General features: G+C 59.6%; 15 protein-coding genes. 12 read left to right on the top strand and 3 right to left on the bottom strand.

Annotation, left to right across the window (positions count from 1 at the left end; translation table 11 throughout):
* Positions 1-17: 17 nt before the first annotated feature.
* The 7 genes from ACP15U_RS02400 (at position 18) to ACP15U_RS02370 (ending at position 13,403) form a co-directional block, all read left to right on the top strand.
* Positions 18-5,297 (top strand): protein kinase domain-containing protein, encoded by a 5,280-nt coding sequence (locus tag ACP15U_RS02400; RefSeq protein ID WP_425043523.1) that lies wholly within the window; start codon positions 18-20, stop codon positions 5,295-5,297.
* 152 nt (positions 5,298-5,449) lie between these two features.
* A complete protein-coding gene (locus ACP15U_RS02395; RefSeq protein ID WP_425043522.1) occupies positions 5,450-5,689 on the top strand; it encodes a hypothetical protein in 240 nt (79 codons plus the stop codon).
* A gap of 38 nt (positions 5,690-5,727) precedes the next feature.
* On the top strand, positions 5,728-7,863 hold the full coding sequence (locus ACP15U_RS02390) for a YcaO-like family protein (RefSeq protein ID WP_425043521.1): 2,136 nt from the start codon (positions 5,728-5,730) through the stop codon (positions 7,861-7,863).
* A gap of 4 nt (positions 7,864-7,867) precedes the next feature.
* On the top strand, positions 7,868-9,244 hold the full coding sequence (locus tag ACP15U_RS02385) for a SagB family peptide dehydrogenase (RefSeq protein WP_425043520.1): 1,377 nt from the start codon (positions 7,868-7,870) through the stop codon (positions 9,242-9,244).
* The gene (locus ACP15U_RS02380; protein ID WP_425043519.1) at positions 9,237-11,006 is read left to right on the top strand and encodes a flavin monoamine oxidase family protein; all 1,770 of its coding nucleotides are present in this window, start codon (positions 9,237-9,239) and stop codon (positions 11,004-11,006) included. The genes ACP15U_RS02385 and ACP15U_RS02380 overlap by 8 nt, the downstream gene beginning before the upstream one ends.
* Positions 10,979-11,728 carry a phytanoyl-CoA dioxygenase family protein gene (locus ACP15U_RS02375; protein WP_425043518.1) on the top strand — a complete coding sequence of 250 codons (750 nt, stop codon included), beginning with the start codon at positions 10,979-10,981 and terminating at the stop codon, positions 11,726-11,728. The genes ACP15U_RS02380 and ACP15U_RS02375 overlap by 28 nt, the downstream gene beginning before the upstream one ends.
* A 151-nt stretch (positions 11,729-11,879) precedes the next feature.
* Complete coding sequence (locus tag ACP15U_RS02370; protein ID WP_425043517.1) at positions 11,880-13,403, top strand: malonate--CoA ligase; 1,524 nt, start codon at positions 11,880-11,882, stop codon at positions 13,401-13,403.
* 103 nt (positions 13,404-13,506) lie between these two features.
* On the opposite strand, the gene gntH is transcribed toward ACP15U_RS02370, so the two are convergent.
* Complete coding sequence (gene gntH, locus ACP15U_RS02365) at positions 13,507-14,769, bottom strand: guanitoxin biosynthesis MBL fold metallo-hydrolase GntH (RefSeq protein WP_425043516.1); 1,263 nt, start codon at positions 14,767-14,769, stop codon at positions 13,507-13,509.
* A 245-nt stretch (positions 14,770-15,014) separates the two neighbouring features.
* Here gntH and ACP15U_RS02360 point away from each other — a divergent pair, with 245 nt between their 5' ends.
* The 5 genes from ACP15U_RS02360 to aat all read left to right on the top strand — a co-directional run bounded on the left by ACP15U_RS02360 (position 15,015) and on the right by aat (position 18,965).
* Complete coding sequence (locus ACP15U_RS02360) at positions 15,015-15,335, top strand: TetR/AcrR family transcriptional regulator (RefSeq protein ID WP_425043515.1); 321 nt, start codon at positions 15,015-15,017, stop codon at positions 15,333-15,335.
* A 366-nt stretch (positions 15,336-15,701) separates the two neighbouring features.
* Positions 15,702-16,238, top strand: a complete 537-nt coding sequence (locus tag ACP15U_RS02355) for a LuxR C-terminal-related transcriptional regulator (protein WP_425043514.1) — start codon at positions 15,702-15,704, stop codon at positions 16,236-16,238.
* Positions 16,239-16,399: 161 nt separating this feature from the next.
* Positions 16,400-16,915 carry an acetyl-CoA carboxylase biotin carboxyl carrier protein gene (gene accB / locus ACP15U_RS02350; protein ID WP_425043513.1) on the top strand — a complete coding sequence of 172 codons (516 nt, stop codon included), beginning with the start codon at positions 16,400-16,402 and terminating at the stop codon, positions 16,913-16,915.
* 10 nt (positions 16,916-16,925) lie between these two features.
* The gene (gene accC, locus ACP15U_RS02345; protein ID WP_425043512.1) at positions 16,926-18,275 is read left to right on the top strand and encodes an acetyl-CoA carboxylase biotin carboxylase subunit; all 1,350 of its coding nucleotides are present in this window, start codon (positions 16,926-16,928) and stop codon (positions 18,273-18,275) included.
* A 57-nt stretch (positions 18,276-18,332) separates the two neighbouring features.
* A complete protein-coding gene (gene aat, locus ACP15U_RS02340) occupies positions 18,333-18,965 on the top strand; it encodes a leucyl/phenylalanyl-tRNA--protein transferase (protein WP_425043511.1) in 633 nt (210 codons plus the stop codon).
* On the opposite strand, the gene ACP15U_RS02335 is transcribed toward aat, so the two are convergent.
* Both ACP15U_RS02335 and mlaD read right to left on the bottom strand, forming a co-directional pair.
* Positions 18,929-19,288, bottom strand: coding sequence for a DUF2155 domain-containing protein (locus ACP15U_RS02335; RefSeq protein ID WP_425043510.1), 360 nt, complete (start codon positions 19,286-19,288; stop codon positions 18,929-18,931). The two genes, aat and ACP15U_RS02335, sit on opposite strands and share 37 nt — an antisense overlap.
* Positions 19,285-19,740, bottom strand: coding sequence for an outer membrane lipid asymmetry maintenance protein MlaD (mlaD, locus tag ACP15U_RS02330; RefSeq protein ID WP_425043509.1), 456 nt, complete (start codon positions 19,738-19,740; stop codon positions 19,285-19,287). The genes ACP15U_RS02335 and mlaD overlap by 4 nt, the downstream gene beginning before the upstream one ends.
* Between the last annotated feature and the right edge of the window lie 14 nt (positions 19,741-19,754).

Below are 19,754 nucleotides of genomic sequence, written 5' to 3'. Positions count from 1 at the left end.
TGCATTTTAGGGAAACGATGAAATTTGCCACATACACCCTGTCCGAGACTCTCAAGAAACGCGGGCCGGTTGTAACGCGTCGCGGAAAGCAAGGGGATCAGTCGGTCATCCTTAAAATCCTGCAGCGCGAAGCCGTGTCTCCTGACATGGTCGAAGCATTGCGACGAGAATACCGCCTGATCCGCGAGATCGACTCGCCGCGCGTGGTCAAGGCGTTGGAACTGACATGGGACAACAACTGCCCAGCACTTGTCCTTCAGGATCATGGCGGCCAGATCCTAGGTGAACGGATCTCGCAGAACCCGCCCAGCATGGCGGAGGCCTTGCGCATCTGTATCGCTCTTGCCCGTGCGCTCGAGGCAGTGCACGAGGCCGGGATCATGCACGGAGACATCAATCCGCATAACGTGCTGGTGGGCGAGACACCAAACGACGTGGTTCTGATCGACTTTGGATTTTCCGAGCGCGGCGGCCTGCCACCGCGCGAGGGCAAAGGCCTGCGAGGGTCGCCGGACTACATCGCTCCGGAAATGACGGGTCGACTGTCGTTGGGCGCAGATCACCGGGCGGATCTCTACTCGCTTGGCATCATGCTCTTCGAGATGCTGACCGGCGAACTGCCCTTCCCGCCCGGCGATCTGCTGCAGAAGGTCTATGCACATCTGGCCCTGCAACCACGGCCTCTGCGGGACCTGTTGCCGACGGTTCCGGACGCGCTTGTATCGGTGGTGAACCGCCTGATGGCCAAACAACCCGAACAGCGTTACCAGACAGTGTCGGGTTTGTTGGCAGACCTCGAATACTGCCTTGCGCTGGTCGAAGGCGCCCCGATTCCCGAAGCGTATGAATTGGGCGCGTCCGACATACCGCGCAGGCTCTCTGTCTCGATGACACAACGCGGTCGCGACGCCGAGCGCGAAAAACTTCGGCTTGCCTTCGATGCGATTCGAACAGGCAAACCTTCCGGGATGACGCTTGAAATCTCAGGTCGCGCCGGCGTTGGAAAATCGACCCTGGTGGAATCCCTGCGCAGCTATGTTGACCGGAGCGACGGGTTGTTCGTGGTCTGCAATGTTGACGCTGACGCCCACGGCGATGCCGAAGGCGGCTTGATCGAGGCTGCTTCGGCGCTGGCCGAGCTATTGCTGACCGGTCGCTATGGCGCACTCGAAGATTGGAGCCGGATCCTGCGCGACGGCATGGGCGAAATGCTCTCGGTTCTTGCAGGACTGGGGCCGGAGCTTGCCGCGCTTGTCGGTGAAAGCGCGCCTGCCACCCAGTTGCAGCCCCGCGAAAATGCCGAACGGCTGGGTTTGGCACTACGTCGCTTTCTGCGGTTGGGGGCATCACAGGCCCATCCACTGGTGCTGGTGGCCGAGGACGTCCATGCCGCCGATTTCGGAACCCTCAACCTGCTGAATGGCTTACCCCGGCCGGAGGGACCAGAGCATCTGCTGTTGCTGCTGACCCGCCGGGAACGGATGCCCGAGGCGGACGCCGATGCACAGGCTACCGGGGCCGCACCCTCCGTGATCATCGCCGATCAGACTTTGCGGCTCGGCGAACTTTCCGCCGAAGCGGTTGCCGAAATCCTGTCGGAAACTTTCCGCCAACCGAACCGTCAAACCCTTCCGCTCGCTCAGGCTCTTGTTTCTAAAGTGGGCGGCGTGCCCCTTTCGGTCGGCCAGTTTCTTGGGGCTCTGGTAGATCAGGATATCATCCGCTTCGATCCCCAAAAGGGTGAGTGGCAATGGGATCTTGTCGCAATCAGGGCCGGTGACGCAGGCGAAAACGTCGTAGACCTTCTGCTGTCCCGCGGGCAGTCCCTGACGGAACTCGAACGGGCCGCGATTGGTGCAACGGCCTGCGTTGGCCGCACGTTCACGATGGCTCAGGCTGAGGCCGCATCTGGTGTCGAGCCAGGTGGATTGTCCGACGCGTTGGAACGGGCAGTTGCGATGGGCTGGCTGGTGCCGGTGTTTTCCTCCGGGGACGGCAAGAAAAATCCGGGCCTGCGATTCGTGCATGAAAGAGTGTGGAATGCGGCGCGGGAATTGGCACCGCACGAGGTGCGTCAGGCCGCCCACGGTCGGTTGGCGCAGGACTTGCTTCACCAAGCGGGTGGTGAACCCAAGGGCGAAATCCTTTTTGATATCGCGCGCCACCTGTCCAGCGCCCTGACTTCCGAGGCCGATCCCGACACGCGTTCGATGACCCGCAACCTCAACGCCGCAGCAGGCGGCACTGCGCTGGCAGCCGGCGACCTGCGCCGCAGCCACGAGCATTTTTCCTCGGCCGTCGCGCTTTTGGACGAGACCGACTGGGCAGCCGATCCGGGCGGCGCGCTGGAAATAACAGGTGGGGCCGGTGCCGCAGCCATGCTGGTCGGCGCGTTCGAGAATGCCGATGGACATTTCGAGACCTTCCTTGACCATTGCCCAGAGCCCAAAGCCCGCGCCGGCATCCATGCACTGCGATTGTTTTCGCAGGTCGGCCAGAACCGGTCCCATCAGGCCATCGAAATCGGGCGCTCTGCGCTGGCAGAACTGGAAGACCCCCTGCCCGACACGCCCGGCCCGGCCGAGATCGAAGCCGAGGTCGGCGGCATCTTTGCCGCTCTTGGCGGACGAGGCATCGACACACTGTCCGAATTGCCTGCGGCGTCCGACCCGGCCCGGGTCGCAGTTCAACAGGTTCTCGATGCGACCCTGTTCCCCTCTTTCAGCGTCAACCCGCTGATGTTTGCCGTGGTCGCCGCGCGCCTGACTGCCCGGGCTATCACTGACGGCTTCACCGAACACTCGGCCGTTGGCTTCAACGATTTTGGCCTTGTTTGCTGCGGACCCATGAATCAGGTCGAAATGGGTTATGGGTTTTCGATGCTGGCTCGGGGCTTGATCGAAACCCACGAGCTGGACCGGTTGCGCCCGAGGGTCGACACCATCTTCAACGCCTTTGTCCGTCACCGCAGGGATCCGATTCGTGATACGCTGGCCGGGCTCGAAGAAGCCCGACGCGCAGGCGTCGCCTGTGGCGATACCAACATGGCAGGCCTGGCCTCTTTCGATCACGCCTTTCAGCTGTTCTGGATCGGTGAACGCATGGAGCAGGCCGATGAGGCCTTTGCTCAGGCGGACGCATTCTGCAAGGACCTGAAGATCGGCATCATGCCCGACCTGATCGGCCTGTATCGACAAACCCTCTCGGGGCTGCGCCAACGCCCCGAACACCCCGACAAGCTGTCCGGACCCTATACCGACGGCGAGAGCCTGCTGGAAACCTATCGCCAGCGGCATGATGCCAACGGGATGGCGCAACTCCATATCGCACAAATGCTGCTGGCCCACATCCATGGGCAGCGTGACGCTGCCCTGCAACAGGGGCGCATGGCCTACCCGGTTCTGGACGGCATAACCAGCACGCCTGCGCAGCCCGCGTTCTTTGCACATTTTGCCATGATTGCCGTGCCCGCAGCTGAAGGGGTCGCCCTGTCCGACGAGGATCACGCAATCCTTATGCATGGCACTGCCCTCACGTCCTATTGGGCTGAGCAGGCACCGATGAACTATCGCCATCACATGCTGGTCGTATCCGCGGAACTCGCATTGGCTGAAGGCGATGACGCGGCGTGGCTTGAAGGGATGGAGGCTGCAGCAGATCACGCCACACAGCAATCGTTCACGCGCGATGCCGCAATGATTCTGGAACGTATCGCCGAAGTCAGCAGAGCCCGCGGTCGGCAGCGCCGATATGCCCATTTCATCCGGGATGCTTGGCGTGCGTGGGTCCATTACGGCGCCGAAGCCAAGGTTGCGGACCTGTCCGCTGCCCATCACGAGGAGCTTGACCGCTTCTCGGCGATCAAGGAAGGCGCCCAGGAAAGCTTGTCTCTATCGATGCGCGACGAGCAACTGGATCTCGGCGCCCTCCTCAAATCCACACGCGCGATTTCGCAGGAGGTTCGAGTTTCGCAGTTGCTGCGCGCCCTGCTTGCCGGTGTGGTAGAAACAGCCGGAGCCAGCTCGGCACTGGTTGTGGCACCTGACGGAAGCGATTTCCGACTGATCGCCCAGCTCAAGGCCGGAGATCAGGGGCCGGTATTTGCCAGCGAACCAGATGTCGGCAGTGCCCGCTTGTGCCAGTCCGACATGGCGCCGCTGTCCGCGTTGCGGCTAGTAACCAGGTCGCAGCAGGCAATTTCGACCAGCGACGTCGCCTCGGACACGCGGCTGTCGAGTGATCCGTTCTTTGCCCAAAGGGCTCCGAAATCTCTGGCTATTGTCCCCCTGATCAATGGCGGCCGGGTCCTTGGTCTGGTCTATCTGGAAAACGATGGGGTCGCTGATGCCTTTTCTGGCCTGCGCCTGAATCTGCTCGACGCGCTTTGCGCTCAAGCCGCAATTTCATGGGACAACGCGTTGCTTTACGACCGGCAATCGAACTTGCTGGAAGCAGCCGATCGGTTTGTTCCGGCCGAACTTGCCCGCCTTTTCAATCGCTCCAGCATCGAAGAAGTGCAGCTGACCGACGCGCGCGCCAGCCGGATGACTGTCATGGTCTCAGACCTGAGAGGGTCTTCTTCGGCGGCGGAAACCCTTGATCCACGCCAGACATTCGCCCGGATCAATGCCTTTCTTGGCGGTTTCTCTTCGGCGGTCCGCGAACATGGTGGATTTGTCCTGAAATACATGGGTGACGGAGTTCTGGCCCTTTTCCCGGACGGGTCGGATACGGCAATGAGCGCTGCCGTCACGTTCCAGAGATGGCTGGAAAAGCGGGGCTGGGATCCTCAGGAAGGCGACCCGCTGAACGCCGGCATTGCCATCCATTGCGGAGAGATCATGTTTGGGGTCGTGGGCGATGGAAATCGAATGCAGATCGACGCCCTTTCGGATGCGGTAAACGTGGCATTCCGGCTGGAGAAACTGACCAAGCGTTTCGGGGCAAAGGTGCTGATTTCAGACGAGGCTTTGGATGATACCGGAAAGCGGCATGGAACGACCCACAAATGCAGGTATCTGGGTGAGGTCGAAACACTCGGCCGCCAGAGCCTGACGCGGATCCACGAACTGGTTGATGCCGAACCCGAACAGGTTCGGTTGGCAAAAATCGAAGCACTGGAACTCTTTGAGCAGGGTGTTCGGATGTTCGAAGGCGGCGATTGGGTCAACGCATGTGTCAGTTTCAGCAGCGTGCTCCGTGACAATCCCGGCGACGCTGCGGCTTCGGGTCTGTTTCAGGAGGCGGCTCGCCGTATGAGACAACTGGATTCAGGTTCGCAACCAGCAGCGAGTTGAAACACTTGACAGAAACGGGTTCGTGATGGACGCTCTTGAAATCCCGCAAAGGTGTGAGCGGGACCAGCCAAAAACAAAAAGAAGACTTTCTCTGGGCAATTGACGGGCAGAACGCAATTGGCACACGCCATTTTCAACAGGGAGTGAATACAATGACTGCATTGACCGAACAGGACTGGGGCCGCATTTTCGCAAAAGCCTGGTCCGACCCCGGCTTCCGGGCCGCTTATGAAAAAGACCCGCGCTCTGCTGTGCGCGAACATGCTGCAAGCCTTGGGCTGGATCCTGACGCCAAGTTCAGCTTCCCGGACAAGCCGTCCAACATGTCGGACGAGCATGCAAAGGATATCGCCGAAGGAAAGGCGACAATTCACCCAATGTATTGCTGCTGAGGTGACCGGGGCGGGCGATACCCGCCCCGTTTTTCTTTATGGACGCAAGCGCCGTTGATATCTATCGCCTTGGGCTTCCACCCGAGGCGGACATCTGGGTGTTGCCCGGAGAGGGGCTGCTGACCCGTTTTCCCGATGGGCTGCATGCCTTTCCGGGCTCGCTTGCAATAGATTGCGCCCGCTATCTTCATTCTGCGCCGGCAACTGCGGACGAGCTGTTCTTTCATCTCTGCCAAACACATCCGCCGGTGACGCTTGTCTCCGCGCTTACGGATCTCCGCGAAGGCGGATTGATATGCGAGAACGAAGCGGATCAGGCAAGTGTGCCGGACCCTGCCCTTGGTTTCACAGAGAGAATTGAGCGGGCAGAATTCTCGCTTTGGGGCTCAAACCAAAGGCCGTCAGATGAGGCAATGTTTGTGGTTTCAACACCGCTCAGCGCGCTTTCAGGCCTTTCTCTGCCGGCCACGCCCTGGTGCCCTGTGCATATTGACACCGAAGGCGTAGCCGTCGGGCCCCTTTTCAACGGTTTTGCGACAGATCCCTGTCTGGATTGCCTGTCACATATCGCCACCGAACATGACGATCTTGGTCGATTTCTGGACGCGCATCCGTCGGCATACAGTCTGCAAACCGCGCGTTTGCCTGAAAACGAGCAATCTGCCGATATGCAGTTTCTGGCCGATGCATTGCAACGGCTGCCTCAGCTTCCGGCTGGGGCGATCCTGCTGCGAAAGAGGTCGGATGGAAGTACGACGCAGGCGCGGGCGCGGGCGCGGGGTGGCTGCCCTGTGTGCAACACACCAGCAGCCGGTCTCGGACCCGATCTACCAATGCTGGCCTCCATTCGTGAAGGCGGATACCGTCCGATCGCCGCACGGGACCTGCTGCCCGATCTGGAACAATTCGTGGATCCGGTCAGCGGTATTGTGCGCGACTTGCGGCCTTTGCCCACGTCCCCCCAAGCAAAAATGCTCAACCAAACCGTTCGGGCCCGGCACGCCTTTCCGCTCAGTTCTCCGGATCTGGCCGCAACGATTGGGAACCGCCAGGGACGGTCGGCCGGCAAGGGCCGCGACTCGAACAGCACTCGTGTCGGAGCGATAGCCGAAGCCATGGAACGCTATGCCGGGCTGGCGCGCGCCCAAGATGTGCACGCCACCTGTCCTGCAGAGGCACTCGATGGGCCGGTAATCTTGCCAGAAGCGTGGATGCTCTACAGCAGCGCGCAACAGGCCGATCACATGAAATGGCAAGCGCTCGGAGCAGCCTCGGCTCGGGTCCCACCACCCAGGCGTGCAGAGGACGTGATTGAATGGAGCCGGATCGAGGCCCTGACCGGCGAGGATGCGGGCAGATTTGGCTGGGCACCAGCGGCGCTCTGCTGGCACCAGTTTCGACCCGACGAAGGCTGCGCTGTGGTTGGTTGGGCAGACTCAAATGGCTGTGCAGCCGGCCAGAAAATGACCGACGCCCGGCTTCAGGGGTTGCTGGAACTGGTCGAACGCGACGCGGTCGGCATCTGGTGGTGGTCCCGAGCCAACCTGCCCGAAATTGCCGTTTCAATGCTTCGGGATCCTTGGGCCGACGAGGTCGAGCAGGTGCTTGCCGGATTGGGATATGACCTCTCTTTTCGGGACCTAACCCACGATCTCGGGGTTCCTGTGGCCGCAGCCGTGGCTTGGCCCATAGGTGACATCGGCCCCGTCCTCATGGGATTTGGCGCACATCCTTCCCGTGACGTGGCACTGTCCCGCTCCCTGACCGAGCTGCTGCAAGCCCTGCCTGATCAGCTGGCCCAGATGATCGGCGGCAACCCTTGGGACGGGTTGCCGCTGCTTCCCGAAGCGTCCGCGCCCACAGGGGACGATTTCACCTTTTTACGGCCCGGCGCCGGCGCTGCTGCCACCGCGTTTGCCCCTCTTGCGCCGCCGCCAAGTCCGGATGCGGAAACGGCATTACGGCAGCTGACCGGTGCCCTTGACGCGCGCGGCCTGCAAGTGTGGTGCCTGGATCAGAGCCGTCCAGATGTGCCCCTGCGCGTTGTTCGCATGATCGTTCCAGGCCTGCGACACTTCAGGCCCCGTTTTGCGCCGGGTCGACTGGACACCGTTCCAGACGCCCTGGGTTGGCGCCGCTTGTCCACCTCTGAAAACCCTTGTTTCATTCCGTGACGAGATGACGTTTGATCCCGACATATCCCCCGAAACACGGCTGCGGCTGATCCACGCGTTGAGGATCTCTCCCACCGAGGGTGGGTTCCTGATCGAGGCCGAACATCGCCGCCTGGTCATCGACAACGCGAGCCTGGTTACACCGGTCGTGCTTAGCGGATTGTGGAACTGGATCGCCGCCCCGCAGCTTTTTGCCAAAGCAATTTCGGCAGTTGGGACTGAAGGAGGTCCCCAGACCCAGGCTTTGCTGACACGGCTCGAAGCGGCGGGATTGCTCGTTGAGGGGCTCTGGCAGGACAATACAAGGATCGCCGAGCTTCGCGTTGCCCCGGGCTCGGGGCTGGCACCCTGTCCCGAACCGAGTATCGCTGCCGAGGCGCTGTCACTGGTCGAGTATTGCACGATGGCGCCCGGCCCGCGCGGCTGGACCCTGTCATCGCCGCTGGCTTCGGGGGTCGTAATCGTGCCCGAGCCGGATATCCTGCGCCACATATTGAACACACCAAAGGATTGGATCCCCAAAGGCGACATGCAGATCGGGTTGGCCCATATGCTTCGGCGTGCCGCTCTGATGCTGCCACCCGAGCAGTTGCCGGAACCCGGCCCTCTGACGAGCGCAGGGCTGCGCCTGCACGGGTTGAGCCGCCGTGGCAGTGCGCCGGGACCGGTCGGCGCCATAGGCCAGAGTTCACCTGACAGGGAGCTCGATTTGCCACACCCGCCGCATGCGGCCGGAACACCGGTTGCACTGCCCGCCCCGCCCCAGGGTGAGAGCCCGAAATTCGCCGCGTTGCTGTCTCGCCGAAATAGCCTGCGTCGTGTCAGAGATGAAAACCATTTGAGCGCCGATGCCCTGGGATCACTGATGGGCCTTGCAGCGAAGGAAACAACTGCCTCGGGAAAGCATCGCCATTTCCCTTATCCCACCGCTGGCAGTTCCCCGCTGTTTACTTCGGTTCTCGCATTGTCTCACCCCACGGATAACCTTCCGGCCTTATCGGCCTATGATGCCACGACACATGCGCTTCATCCTATTGCCGGCGACCCTGAGCCGTTGCTGCAAGACGCTGCCGTTTCAATGGGTGTCGACAAAGCCCCCGCCGGTCTTGTTACCCTGGCTGCTCATTTCGATCGGCTAGGGTCAAAATACGGCGACACCGCCTATGCCCTCGTGCTCAAGAATTCCGGCGTCCTGTTGCAGACGCTGCACTTGGCCGCAACGGCCTCTGGGCTCGGAAGCTGCATTCTCGGCGGCGGCGACAGCCGGGCCTTTGCCAAACTCACTGGATACGATCCGCGGCATGTCGGACCGGTGGGCGAGATCGCCCTGACTGGCCCTTTGCCCGACAAACTCGAAAAATGGGAGAGATACGATGCCTGACAGTTCAAGACCCATAGATGTGGCCATCATCGGCGCCGGTGTGTCTGGTGCCTACAGTGCCTACCGCCTGACACGGGACACCAAGAAATCCGTGGAGGTTTTCGAAGCTAACAAACGGGTTGGCGGCAGGCTGTTCAGCCACCAATGGGATGAGGCGGACACAATGGTCGAACTGGGCGGCGAAGCGTTTTCGCCCGCCCATGCCCATGTTGCGGGCATCGTCCGCGAACTGCGACTCAAAACCATCCCGCACAAGCCTTTCAACACTCAAGACCGGTTGTTCCTACGCAACCGGCTTATGAAACCCGAAGCCCTGAAAGACCTGAAGTCCTTTCCGGGCAAAGGTGGCGACAGAGCGTTGCCCGAGGTGCGGTATTTTGTCGGGGACGACTACTTTCCAAAGAACGGCAAGGTGACAGATCCCTTCGAAACCGTTGCCAACCATTTGCTGACGGTGATCTCGCCCGAAGTCGGTCAGGCCTTTGGCGCTCTGATGACGTGCTACGGCAAACGGATCAAAGAACTTACATCCGACACGGGTGGAGAACTGACCCCGGAAAATGCCCTGAAAGTCGTAAACGAGGAGATTTTTAACGCGATTGGCGCCGTGATCCACGCGATGGAGAACGCCAAGGTTCAGGTTCCACAGGCTTTCAAGGACGAATTCGGAACGTCATCCGTTCGGGCCTATGAGCTGGATTTCTGGTCGATGGTCATCGGTGTTTTGGGGCAGGAAGCTTATGAATTGTTCCGAAATGCGGGGTATGACAATACTTCGGCGCTCAGTTTCAACTTTGTTGAATTGATGGAGAACCTTCTTTTGGGGGCTTTGATGGGCATGGCAAGCCCGGGATTCTGGAGCCTCGAAGGCGGATTCGACCAGTTGCCAAAGACGCTATTGGACGAGGCTCAGAGAGCCGGTGCAAAGCGGCACATGCAAATGCGACTGGTCCGCATCAGGCGGCGGCGCGATCTGAAGCTGACAGAGCTGGCCTTTGAGGATGCCCGGGGGCGCACACACATCAAATACGCACATTCAGTGGTCATGAGCGCGCCCGTTTGCTGCTTCGATGGCAGCGTGGAGCTGGAAGGTTTCGATCCCGGCATGACCCAGAATTTCGCCGACCGGCGCAAAGGGATCGCCAAAATTCCCGCCGGCAAGCTTTACATGGTGTACCCCGAGCCTTGGTGGCAGCACATGAAAGATCTGGGAAGCAACGACCCAATGAATGGCTATGCGAGTACCGACATGCCATCCCGGGCGATCTATTACAAAGGCGCGATCAAAGGGGGCAAGGGGCTGATCAACGGGGCGTTGACCGACAGCATCAACGTGGATTACTGGACCAGCTTTCTCAGCCCCAATGCCGAAATGTTCCGCGGTGTCCCGCTGGATCAGCAAAAGGAATTCGGCGCTCCGAAACGCATGGTTGCCGCCTGTCACCGCATTCTCAAGGTGATCCATCAGGACAATCTGCCCTCGGAAATGCCGCTTCCGGAGCTGGCGTTGTATCACGAGTGGCGGGTCGAAGGTGCTGGTTGGAGCGCATGGAAAAGCGGGCGGGATATCCACAACGACGCCCGCCATCTGCGGCTTCCCTTCACGCAGGGGCATATCGATCAGGCTCTGTACTGCTGTGGTGACAGCGTTGCTGAACGGCATGGATGGGTCGAAAACACAATTGAATCCGCCGAGCTGATGCTGCGTGAAGCCTATGGTCTGGATGCGGCCTCGTGGCTGCCCTCGAAAGCCGGGTTTTGATGCAGGCGCTGGAGGATGTAAGTCAACGGGGCTGGGGGCTGGCGTCGGGTTATGTGGAGGACGCAGAGTTGCAGAAATTGCGCCGCGCCACGCAATCCCTGTTTGAACAGCCGGGTGCCCTGCCCGACAGCCAGTATTTTTTTGACCGGCAGGGTAATGACGTGCCGCGTCTGGCCCGCGTCGAGCGGGTGGCCGAAGCGGTCCTGCCAGAAGGTTTGCGAGCGCGACTGCAAGGCCACGCGGATCAGTGCCTCGGTGCACCGACCCGCCTGTTCAAGGACAAGCTCAACATCCGGTATCCGCGCAGCAAGGGCTATGCACCGCATCAGGACGCGGCCCGGTGGGACGCGTTTGGTGAACGTTTCTTGTCTGTCGGGATTTTCCTGTCCGATTCCAGTCCTGAGAACGGTGGGTTCGAGTTTGCATCGCTGCCCTCTGAAGCCAATGGGCTCAAGACGCAGGGCGACGATCTCAACGTCGCGGACTATCACGCCTTGCCCCGGGTTCCGTTGCGTGCCCGTGCCGGTGACGTTTTGCTGATCGACGGAATGGCGCCGCACCGGACTACCGACAACCTTGGCGACGACATGGTTCTTCACCTTCTGATCACCTTTGGAACCGGCGGAGCACCTGACGCACGTGATCGCTACTATGCCCACCAGCGCGAGATGTTCGACAGCGTCCGAACCGGCAACATATTTGTGTTCGAACCCCGGACCTGAGCTTCGGTCCGAACCTTCGCCTATCTGCTGGGTTGTGCCGGTCTTGGCCGGTAGCTCGCAAGATCCGCTCTCGGGTCTAGGCGACTCGTTTGGAACTGGTCATAAGCAGCAAAGTATGGACTTACACCGCCAGTAAAGAGGGCTCGTTCCGATGTATTCCGCCAACTATCTTGCCAATCGCCTGCGGAAGGCCAGCCTCGGGCGTGAGGATGCGCCGTTTCTGCGCAACCATCAAACCGGAGAAACGGTCAGCTACGGAGCCTTTTTTGCCAATGCCGAGCGTGTGGCAAGCGTTCTTGCCCAAGCCGGACTGAAGCCGGGCGACAGGGTGGCAGTGCAGGCCCCGAAAACACAGGCCATGCTTGAGCTCTACGTGGGAACGGTCTTGGCCGGGGGCGTTTTCCTGCCTTTGAACACCGCGTATACCGGTCCGGAACTCAGCTATTTCCTCAAGGATGCCAAGCCGCATGTTCTGGTCTGCGATCCGGAAAAGCTCGACGAATTGAAATCGATCGCGGCGGATGCCGGGGTTGCGGAGATTCTGACAATTGGCTCCGACGAAAGCGGCAGCCTGCCCAATCTGAGGGACGGCGCCGAGCCGGAGTTCGACCCGGTCGTGCGGGCGCCCGAAGATCTGGCGGCAATCCTTTATACCTCGGGCACGACCGGGCGGTCTAAAGGGGCGATGCTGACCCACAAGGCTCTGGCCTCGAATTCGGAAACACTCAAGGACTACTGGCAGTTCACCAAAGACGACGTGCTGATTCACGCCTTGCCGATCTTTCACACCCACGGTCTGTTCGTGGCCACCAACATTTCGTTGATGGCCGGGTCTTCGTGCATTTTTCTGGCCGGCTTCGATGCCGCAACGATCCTTGACTACATGCCCAAGGCGACCTCGATGATGGGGGTTCCGACGTTCTACGTCCGGCTGCTGGAACAGGATGATCTGGCCGAAGCCGCGAAAGGCATGCGGCTATTCGTTTCCGGATCGGCACCCTTGCTGGCCGAAACCCACGACCGCTGGAACGCTGTCACGGGGCATGCAATTCTCGAGCGCTACGGCATGACCGAAACCAACATGAACACGTCAAACCCCTATGACGGAGAGCGCCGCGCAGGCACGGTCGGGTTCCCCCTGCCGGGCGTTGAGTTGATCGTCACCGACCCTGAAACCGGCGCCAAGCTGCCCGATGGCGAAATTGGCATGCTGGAGGTTCGCGGACCGAACGTCTTTGCCGGATATTGGCAGATGCCCGAGAAGACAGCCGAAGAACTGCGGGAGAACGGTTTTTTCATCACCGGAGATCTCGGACGCGTCGACGAGGACGGTTATGTGCATATCGTCGGACGCGGCAAGGACCTGATCATCAGTGGCGGCTACAACGTGTATCCCAAAGAAGTCGAGCTGGAAATCGACGAATTGCCGGGCGTCGACGAGAGCGCTGTAATCGGAGTTCCCCACGCGGACTTTGGCGAGGCCGTTGTCGCCGTCGTCGTCCCCGAAAAAGGCGCCAGGCTGGACCCCGATACGATCACGACCGGGCTGACCGGCAAGCTGGCACGCTTCAAGCAGCCCAAGCGCGTTCTTGTCGTCGACGCCTTGCCACGAAATACGATGGGCAAGGTGCAAAAAAAGCAACTGCGGGAAGAATATGCGCGGTTGTTAAGCTAGGCTCATCGTCCGGTACCCAACCTGCCGGACGACCGTTGGCGGCTTCTCCTGACGACTGCACCCCCGCATTTCCTGAACCGGTGCGGCATTGGGCGCTCGTTTCTTAGGATTGCTCTACAAAAACGACGCCCGAGCACTGAGCCCGGGTGCCACCCTTTTCGACAAACTCAGTCATTAAACTGCGGGTCGTCCGCGTGATTGGCTGTTTCCTAAATACATATTTTTGGTCGCCGAGATATGGGAAGTCCTTTCCCAGAACTTCCGAGGCTTCCTCGTAGATCGGCCGCAGAACGTCGTCGACATCGTCCAGACCGTTCGTCACGAATTCCGAAAAGAACAGGTTCTCCTGTGGCACCCCAGAGTTCTCGGAAAAGGTAACTTTGTCCTGCTGGTCCGGCGCCTGCGCTGGCTGAGCCAGTGCCGGCGACCATGTCGCCTCTTCCGTTGCGGCCATGCGCACGGTGATCTCGTCCTTTGTCACGTTCCAGACCATATGGTCATTGGCAAGGCTGAGCGGGCCATCATAAGTCTTGCGAATACGTTCACAGACCCCAGTAGAAGTGTCGAAATCGTTGAAGAAATGATAGGCGATCGCCGTCCGGGGCTTGATGTCGCTCATGACTTTGCCAAAGGCCTCGGGCGCCGTGTGAACCTGCGTTCCGACTTGCAGCGCGGATTCGGACGTGAACCGCATTTTTGTGACAAGCTCGGGAACAGCAATAAAGCACTCGTGGATCGCAACATCGGCATCCTTTGCATATTCCTTGAACCATTTGTTCGGATAGGTATCCGAGCTGTAGACGAATTTAAGGCCGTTCCATTCCATCGAATAGCTGATTGAACCGTCAATTGAGTGAAAGGCCGGAAAGGAGCGGATGACGACCCCGTTGTCCTCATAGACAACTTGGTTTTCACCCCTGGAATCGAACTCGGAAATGTCGAGCTTGTATCCACGAAAATCGACGTTGCCAGCCCGTGCCGCCAGATCCCATGTCAGCATTCTACGCATGTTTTCAAGTGCATACTTGGCTCCAAGCTCCTCAACTGGGCCGCTTGGCCCCCAAACCCGCAGCGGAACGGTCCGACCCATCTGCGCACCGCCAATGAACAGGTCGTGAAGAGCGCCGAAATGATCTGTGTGCAGGTGTCCGACAAAGACCTTGTCGAGGTAGTTATACGGGATCTGTAGCGAAGATATCCGTTCCGCGGACCCCGATCCGATATCGAGCAGGAACTTGTCTCCGTTTCCAAGTTCTACGAGGAAACAGGCCGCAGCCTGTGCCGCCCTGGTGGTCGGCATGCCCGTGCCGCATGCAATGACGCGCATTTCGTCTTGGTGCAGATCTTCGGTGTTCGGATAATACACCTCTCTCGGGCGATCCCGAACCATTGTCGGCGACACTTTTGCGGTTTATTGAGCAAAAACTTCGTCGGCAGGCAGTGCCAGTGACGCGAGCCCCGAAAACAGGCCAAGAGCGGCAACTATACGTTTTGCAGGAACTTTGATCATCAGGAACTCCCTTTGTCTCCCCTCTCCGTACCAAACGGTATGTAGCATACCTTTTGGTATTGTTCTGCTCTGTGAACAATTGCTGAGATTGGCCACACATCATGAAATCCGATCGAGACGGAAGGTTTGACCGCGCCGCCTGGCTGACTGCAGCATTGGACGTTCTTGCCCGCGATGGTCAGGCGTTGATCCGAGTCGAAAAACTGGCCGCCGAACTGGGCGTAACAAAGGGCAGTTTCTATCATCAATTCAAAAGCAGGGCAGAATTCGTGGATGCTCTGCTGGAGTTCTGGGAAGAGCACTATACCCTGAGGATGAAAAGGCAGCTCGAAGCCAGCACCGAGTCACCGCGTGAGCGGCTGTTCTGGATCATGTCGGCCGTTCACAGCCAAAACCTGACCCGGTATGACGTCGCCTTTTGAAGCTGGGTCGCACAGGATTCTGGCGTCGCCGAGATCGTGGGGCGCGTTGACAGAACCCGGTTCGAGGCGATCAAAGCGATCTTTGCGGACATGGGCTTTGAGGGTGAAGACCTTAGAATGCGAGCAACAATATGGATGCTCGCCCACAGCGCATTGGACGGCAGCAAGGTCCCCGGAGCCTTGGCCAAGGACAAAGAACCAATCCGCATGCAACTGGATTTCTAAACCCGTTGACCTCATCGGCGCCTATCCGGGCAACCACGCTGAACACTTCAGGGAACGCAATTGCCGGTCGACCATGATCCGCAATTTCCTAGGAAACAGATACTCCTTTTAATCCTCGGAAATACCCGGCACGATGGACACATGAGTGACCCCGCATTCGAATACGCACCCATTGGTCTGGTCGAACTTGAAAACCGCATTATTCGCCGATGCAATCTGCAATTTGCGGTGATGTTCGGCGGCGATGAAAGCGACTATCGGGACATGCCCCTTCTGGAACTCTACCCCTCACTGGCCGATTGGGAACGGATCGGAGCGCGAGGGCTCGAAGCCATGCGTGAGACCGGATACTACGCTGATGAACGGATCATGCGACGACGCGACGGGAACCTTTTCTGGTGCCGCGCCCGGGGCAAATCCCTGACCCCGGATGATCCCTTCCGGCACGGCATCTGGAGCTTTACCGACATCTCCGAAGACAGACCGCTGGTCGAGCTGACACCGCGCGAACGTGATGTGGCCATTCTGTCCTGTCGCGGGCTATCGGCCAAGGAGGTCGGGCAAGAACTGGGGCTGAGCCATCGCACCGTCGAAGCGCACCGGGCCCGGTTATTGGAGAAATTCGGCGCCCGCAAATTGCCGGAACTGGTTGCAAAACTTTCGGGCATGCCGCTCTGACATCTCGCAATCTTCGGAACATTTCCCATATAGCGCCCTGCGCAGGGTCATCATGGGCGCTTTTCATGGCCTGCGCCTTGGCCTATAACGCCGGGTAAATCGCAGAATAACTCACAAGGTCCGCAGGAATGACGGGCCGAGCGGAACCGTCGAGGACATTCATGACAGAGACCAAACACGAAGCGGATGTGGCCTTCATCAAGGCGCTGGCCGAATTGCTGCGCGACAACGAACTGACAGAATTGCAGGTTAAGCGCGAATATGGCGAAGAAGACAGCCTGAACGTCCGGGTCAGCCGTGTGAACCCGGCTGCTGCAGTCGCAGCGGCTCCGATTCAAGTTCCCGTCGCTGCGGCGGCACCGGCACCCGCTCCGGCAGGAGCGCCCGCTGCCGCGCCAGCCGCTGAGCCAGCGCCTTCGGCGGGCGAAGATCCTGCCAGCCATCCCGGCGCGGTGACCTCACCTATGGTGGGCACGATCTACCTTCAGCCCGAGCCTGAGGCACCGGCCTTTATCAGTGTCGGCGCACAGGTCAACGAAGGCGATACCTTGCTGATCGTTGAGGCCATGAAGACCATGAACCACATTCACGCGCCGAAATCCGGTACGGTAAAGCGGATCCTCGTCGAAGACGGTTCTGCGGTGGAATTCGGAACACCTCTGGTCATCATCGAGTAAGGACACACCGATGTTTGACAAGATCCTGATTGCCAACCGAGGCGAGATCGCGTTGCGCGTGATCCGCGCCGCCCGTGAAATGGGGATCGCCACAGTGGCGGTGCACTCAACCGCGGATTCGGATGCCATGCATGTGCGTATGGCCGACGAATCCGTCTGCATCGGTCCCCCTCCCAGCCCGCAAAGCTACCTGTCGATCCCGGCCATCATCTCGGCCTGCGAGATCACCGGGGCGCAGGCGATCCACCCGGGCTATGGCTTTCTGTCGGAAAACGCCAATTTCGTGCAGATCGTCGAGGACCACGGCATCACTTTCATCGGGCCGACAGCCGAACACATCCGTATCATGGGCGACAAGATCACTGCCAAGGATACAATGAAAGATCTTGGCGTACCCTGCGTACCTGGTTCTGACGGGGGTGTGCCGGATCTGGAAACGGCCAAGAAAATCGGTGAAGAGATCGGATACCCGGTCATCATCAAGGCCACCGCCGGTGGTGGCGGACGCGGTATGAAAGTCGCGCAAACCGCTGCTGACATGGAAAGCGCCTTTATGACCGCACGTGCCGAAGGCAAGGCCGCCTTTGGCAATGATGAGGTCTACATTGAAAAGTACCTCACGACCCCGCGCCACATCGAGATACAGGTGTTCGGCGACGGAAAAGGGAAGGCCGTGCATCTGGGCGAGCGCGACTGCTCTTTGCAAAGGCGGCACCAGAAGGTGTTCGAAGAGGCCCCCGGCCCCTGCATTTCCGCAGAAGAGCGCGCAAGAATCGGCAAGACCTGCGCCGATGCCGTGGCCAAGATCAACTATATCGGCGCTGGCACGATCGAGTTTCTTTATGAAAACGGAAAATTCTACTTCATCGAGATGAACACCCGGCTGCAGGTCGAGCATCCGGTGACCGAAGGCATCTTTGGCGTCGATCTCGTCCGCGAACAGATCCGTGTGGCCGCCGGACTTCCGATGTCCTTCACTCAGGATGACCTGCAAATCAACGGCCATGCCATCGAAGTTCGTATCAACGCAGAGCGACTGCCGAACTTTTCGCCCTGCCCGGGCAAGATTACGGCCTTTCATGCACCGGGTGGCCTGGGTGTACGGATGGATTCCGCGCTCTATGACGGATATTCGATACCGCCATATTACGATTCCCTGATCGCCAAACTCGTTGTGCAGGGCCGCGACCGGGACGAGGCACTGGCCCGTCTGAACCGCGCTCTCTCAGAGCTGATCATTGACGGCATCGACACCACGGTTCCGCTCTTTCACACGCTCTTGCAGGAAGAGGACCTGCACAGTGGCAACTACAACATCCACTGGTTGGAGCGCTGGCTTGAGGCAAACATGCCCGAGTAACGGATCGGGCCGGGTGCACAGCCCGGCCCTCTACCGTCAAGAACCGGGTTACAGGCCATGAGCCTGACGCCCGAACTTCTTTTGCACGCGTATTCCATCGGTATTTTCCCGATGGCAGAACACCGTGACGATCCCGAAATTTTCTGGGTAGATCCCAAGCGGCGCGGCATCCTGCCGCTCGACGGGTTCCACATATCGAAATCGCTTTCGCGTCGCATGCGACGCAGCGGTTATTTAGTCAGCATTGACCGGGATTTCGAAGGCGTAGTTGACGGCTGCGCTGACCGGGCCGAAACATGGATCAGCGACGAAATCCGCCGTCTCTATGTCGCTCTGTTCGAAAGAGGGCATGCCCACTCACTGGAGGTATGGGAAAGCGACCGTCTGGTCGGCGGGGTCTACGGAGTGACATTGGGCAGCGCCTTTTTTGGTGAAAGCATGTTCTCTCGCAGAACGGATGCATCAAAAATCGCGCTGGCCTTTCTGGTAGATCGGCTGGTTCAGGCAGGCTTTACCCTGTTTGACACTCAGTTCCTGACGCCGCACCTTGCATCGCTAGGCGGTATCGAGATCCCCCGCGGCACCTATCATCGCCTGTTGAAAGAGGCGCTGGACAACACGGCCGCGTTCACGGCCCCGCCTGTTCCGAAACCTCAGGACGTCATACAGCGCAGCACCCAGACGTCATAACGTGCGTGGTCCAACGCATTGAGCGCAGGCGACGTTGCGATCATCCAACCGTCAAAAAGCGCCTCGGCCTGACCTCTGTTCCAGATGGTGAGATAGGCAAACGCGTCGCCGGTGGGGTTCTCGGCCGGATACCTGCAGTCGCCCAGAGCCACGTCGAGACCAAAAATCTCAACCGTGCTGCCAGAGTTCACCTGAAGGTCAATTGTCTTGCCGTTGACCTTGTCGAGACCCCGCAACACCGCACCATTGCCGGATGCGACCTTGTCCTGAGCCGCTAGCGGCCCCGCACAGAATACCAGCAATGCGACGAGAATACGGATCACTCGCCGCTCCCGTCACCGGCGACAAACTTGACCAGCAGCGAGATCAGGCTCACAGCGCCCTGAGTGTCTTCGATCACTTCACCTTCGTCGAGATTGAACGGCGATCCGCCTGGCATGATTTCCAGGAAATTGCCGCCCAGAAGGCCTTCGGAAGAGATGACCGCCGCGCTGTCATCTGGAATCACGATCCCGTCTGCTACAGAAAAGGTTGTATCCGCGCGAAAAGTTTCCGGGTTCAGGTCAACACCGGTAACGGTTCCGATCTTGACGCCAGCAAGGCGCACATCCGTGCCGACGCTAACGCCCTCGAGCGATCGGAAAGACGCTGCAAGTTCATAGCCGTCAGTCGATCGTGCAAACCCCGTCGACTGCCCTGCATAGACGGCAAATCCGATCGCCGCGGCCAGAACCGCGCCGCCGACCAGAACTTCGGTGGTGGTATGGTTGCTCATCTTCCTCGCCGTAT

This window comes from Primorskyibacter sp. S87, assembly GCF_049801055.1.
Lineage (GTDB): Bacteria > Pseudomonadota > Alphaproteobacteria > Rhodobacterales > Rhodobacteraceae > JBNAGF01.
Note: the sequence above shows the minus strand (reverse complement) of the source record. Positions and strands in the feature narration are given on the sequence as shown.

Bases quoted from the DNA above. Each gene is read 5' to 3' on its own strand.
- aat (WP_425043511.1), top strand. From the start codon at position 18,333: ATGAGCCTGACGCCCGAACTTCTTTTGCACGCGTATTCCATCGGTATT.
- ACP15U_RS02360 (WP_425043515.1), top strand. From the start codon at position 15,015: ATGAAATCCGATCGAGACGGAAGGTTTGACCGCGCCGCCTGGCTGACT.
- ACP15U_RS02370 (WP_425043517.1), top strand. From the start codon at position 11,880: ATGTATTCCGCCAACTATCTTGCCAATCGCCTGCGGAAGGCCAGCCTC.
- ACP15U_RS02385 (WP_425043520.1), top strand. From the start codon at position 7,868: ATGACGTTTGATCCCGACATATCCCCCGAAACACGGCTGCGGCTGATC.
- accC (WP_425043512.1), top strand. From the start codon at position 16,926: ATGTTTGACAAGATCCTGATTGCCAACCGAGGCGAGATCGCGTTGCGC.
- ACP15U_RS02355 (WP_425043514.1), top strand. From the start codon at position 15,702: ATGAGTGACCCCGCATTCGAATACGCACCCATTGGTCTGGTCGAACTT.
- accB (WP_425043513.1), top strand. From the start codon at position 16,400: ATGACAGAGACCAAACACGAAGCGGATGTGGCCTTCATCAAGGCGCTG.
- ACP15U_RS02390 (WP_425043521.1), top strand. From the start codon at position 5,728: ATGGACGCAAGCGCCGTTGATATCTATCGCCTTGGGCTTCCACCCGAG.
- ACP15U_RS02395 (WP_425043522.1), top strand. From the start codon at position 5,450: ATGACTGCATTGACCGAACAGGACTGGGGCCGCATTTTCGCAAAAGCC.
- mlaD (WP_425043509.1), bottom strand. From the start codon at position 19,740: ATGAGCAACCATACCACCACCGAAGTTCTGGTCGGCGGCGCGGTTCTG.
- ACP15U_RS02380 (WP_425043519.1), top strand. From the start codon at position 9,237: ATGCCTGACAGTTCAAGACCCATAGATGTGGCCATCATCGGCGCCGGT.
- ACP15U_RS02400 (WP_425043523.1), top strand. From the start codon at position 18: ATGAAATTTGCCACATACACCCTGTCCGAGACTCTCAAGAAACGCGGG.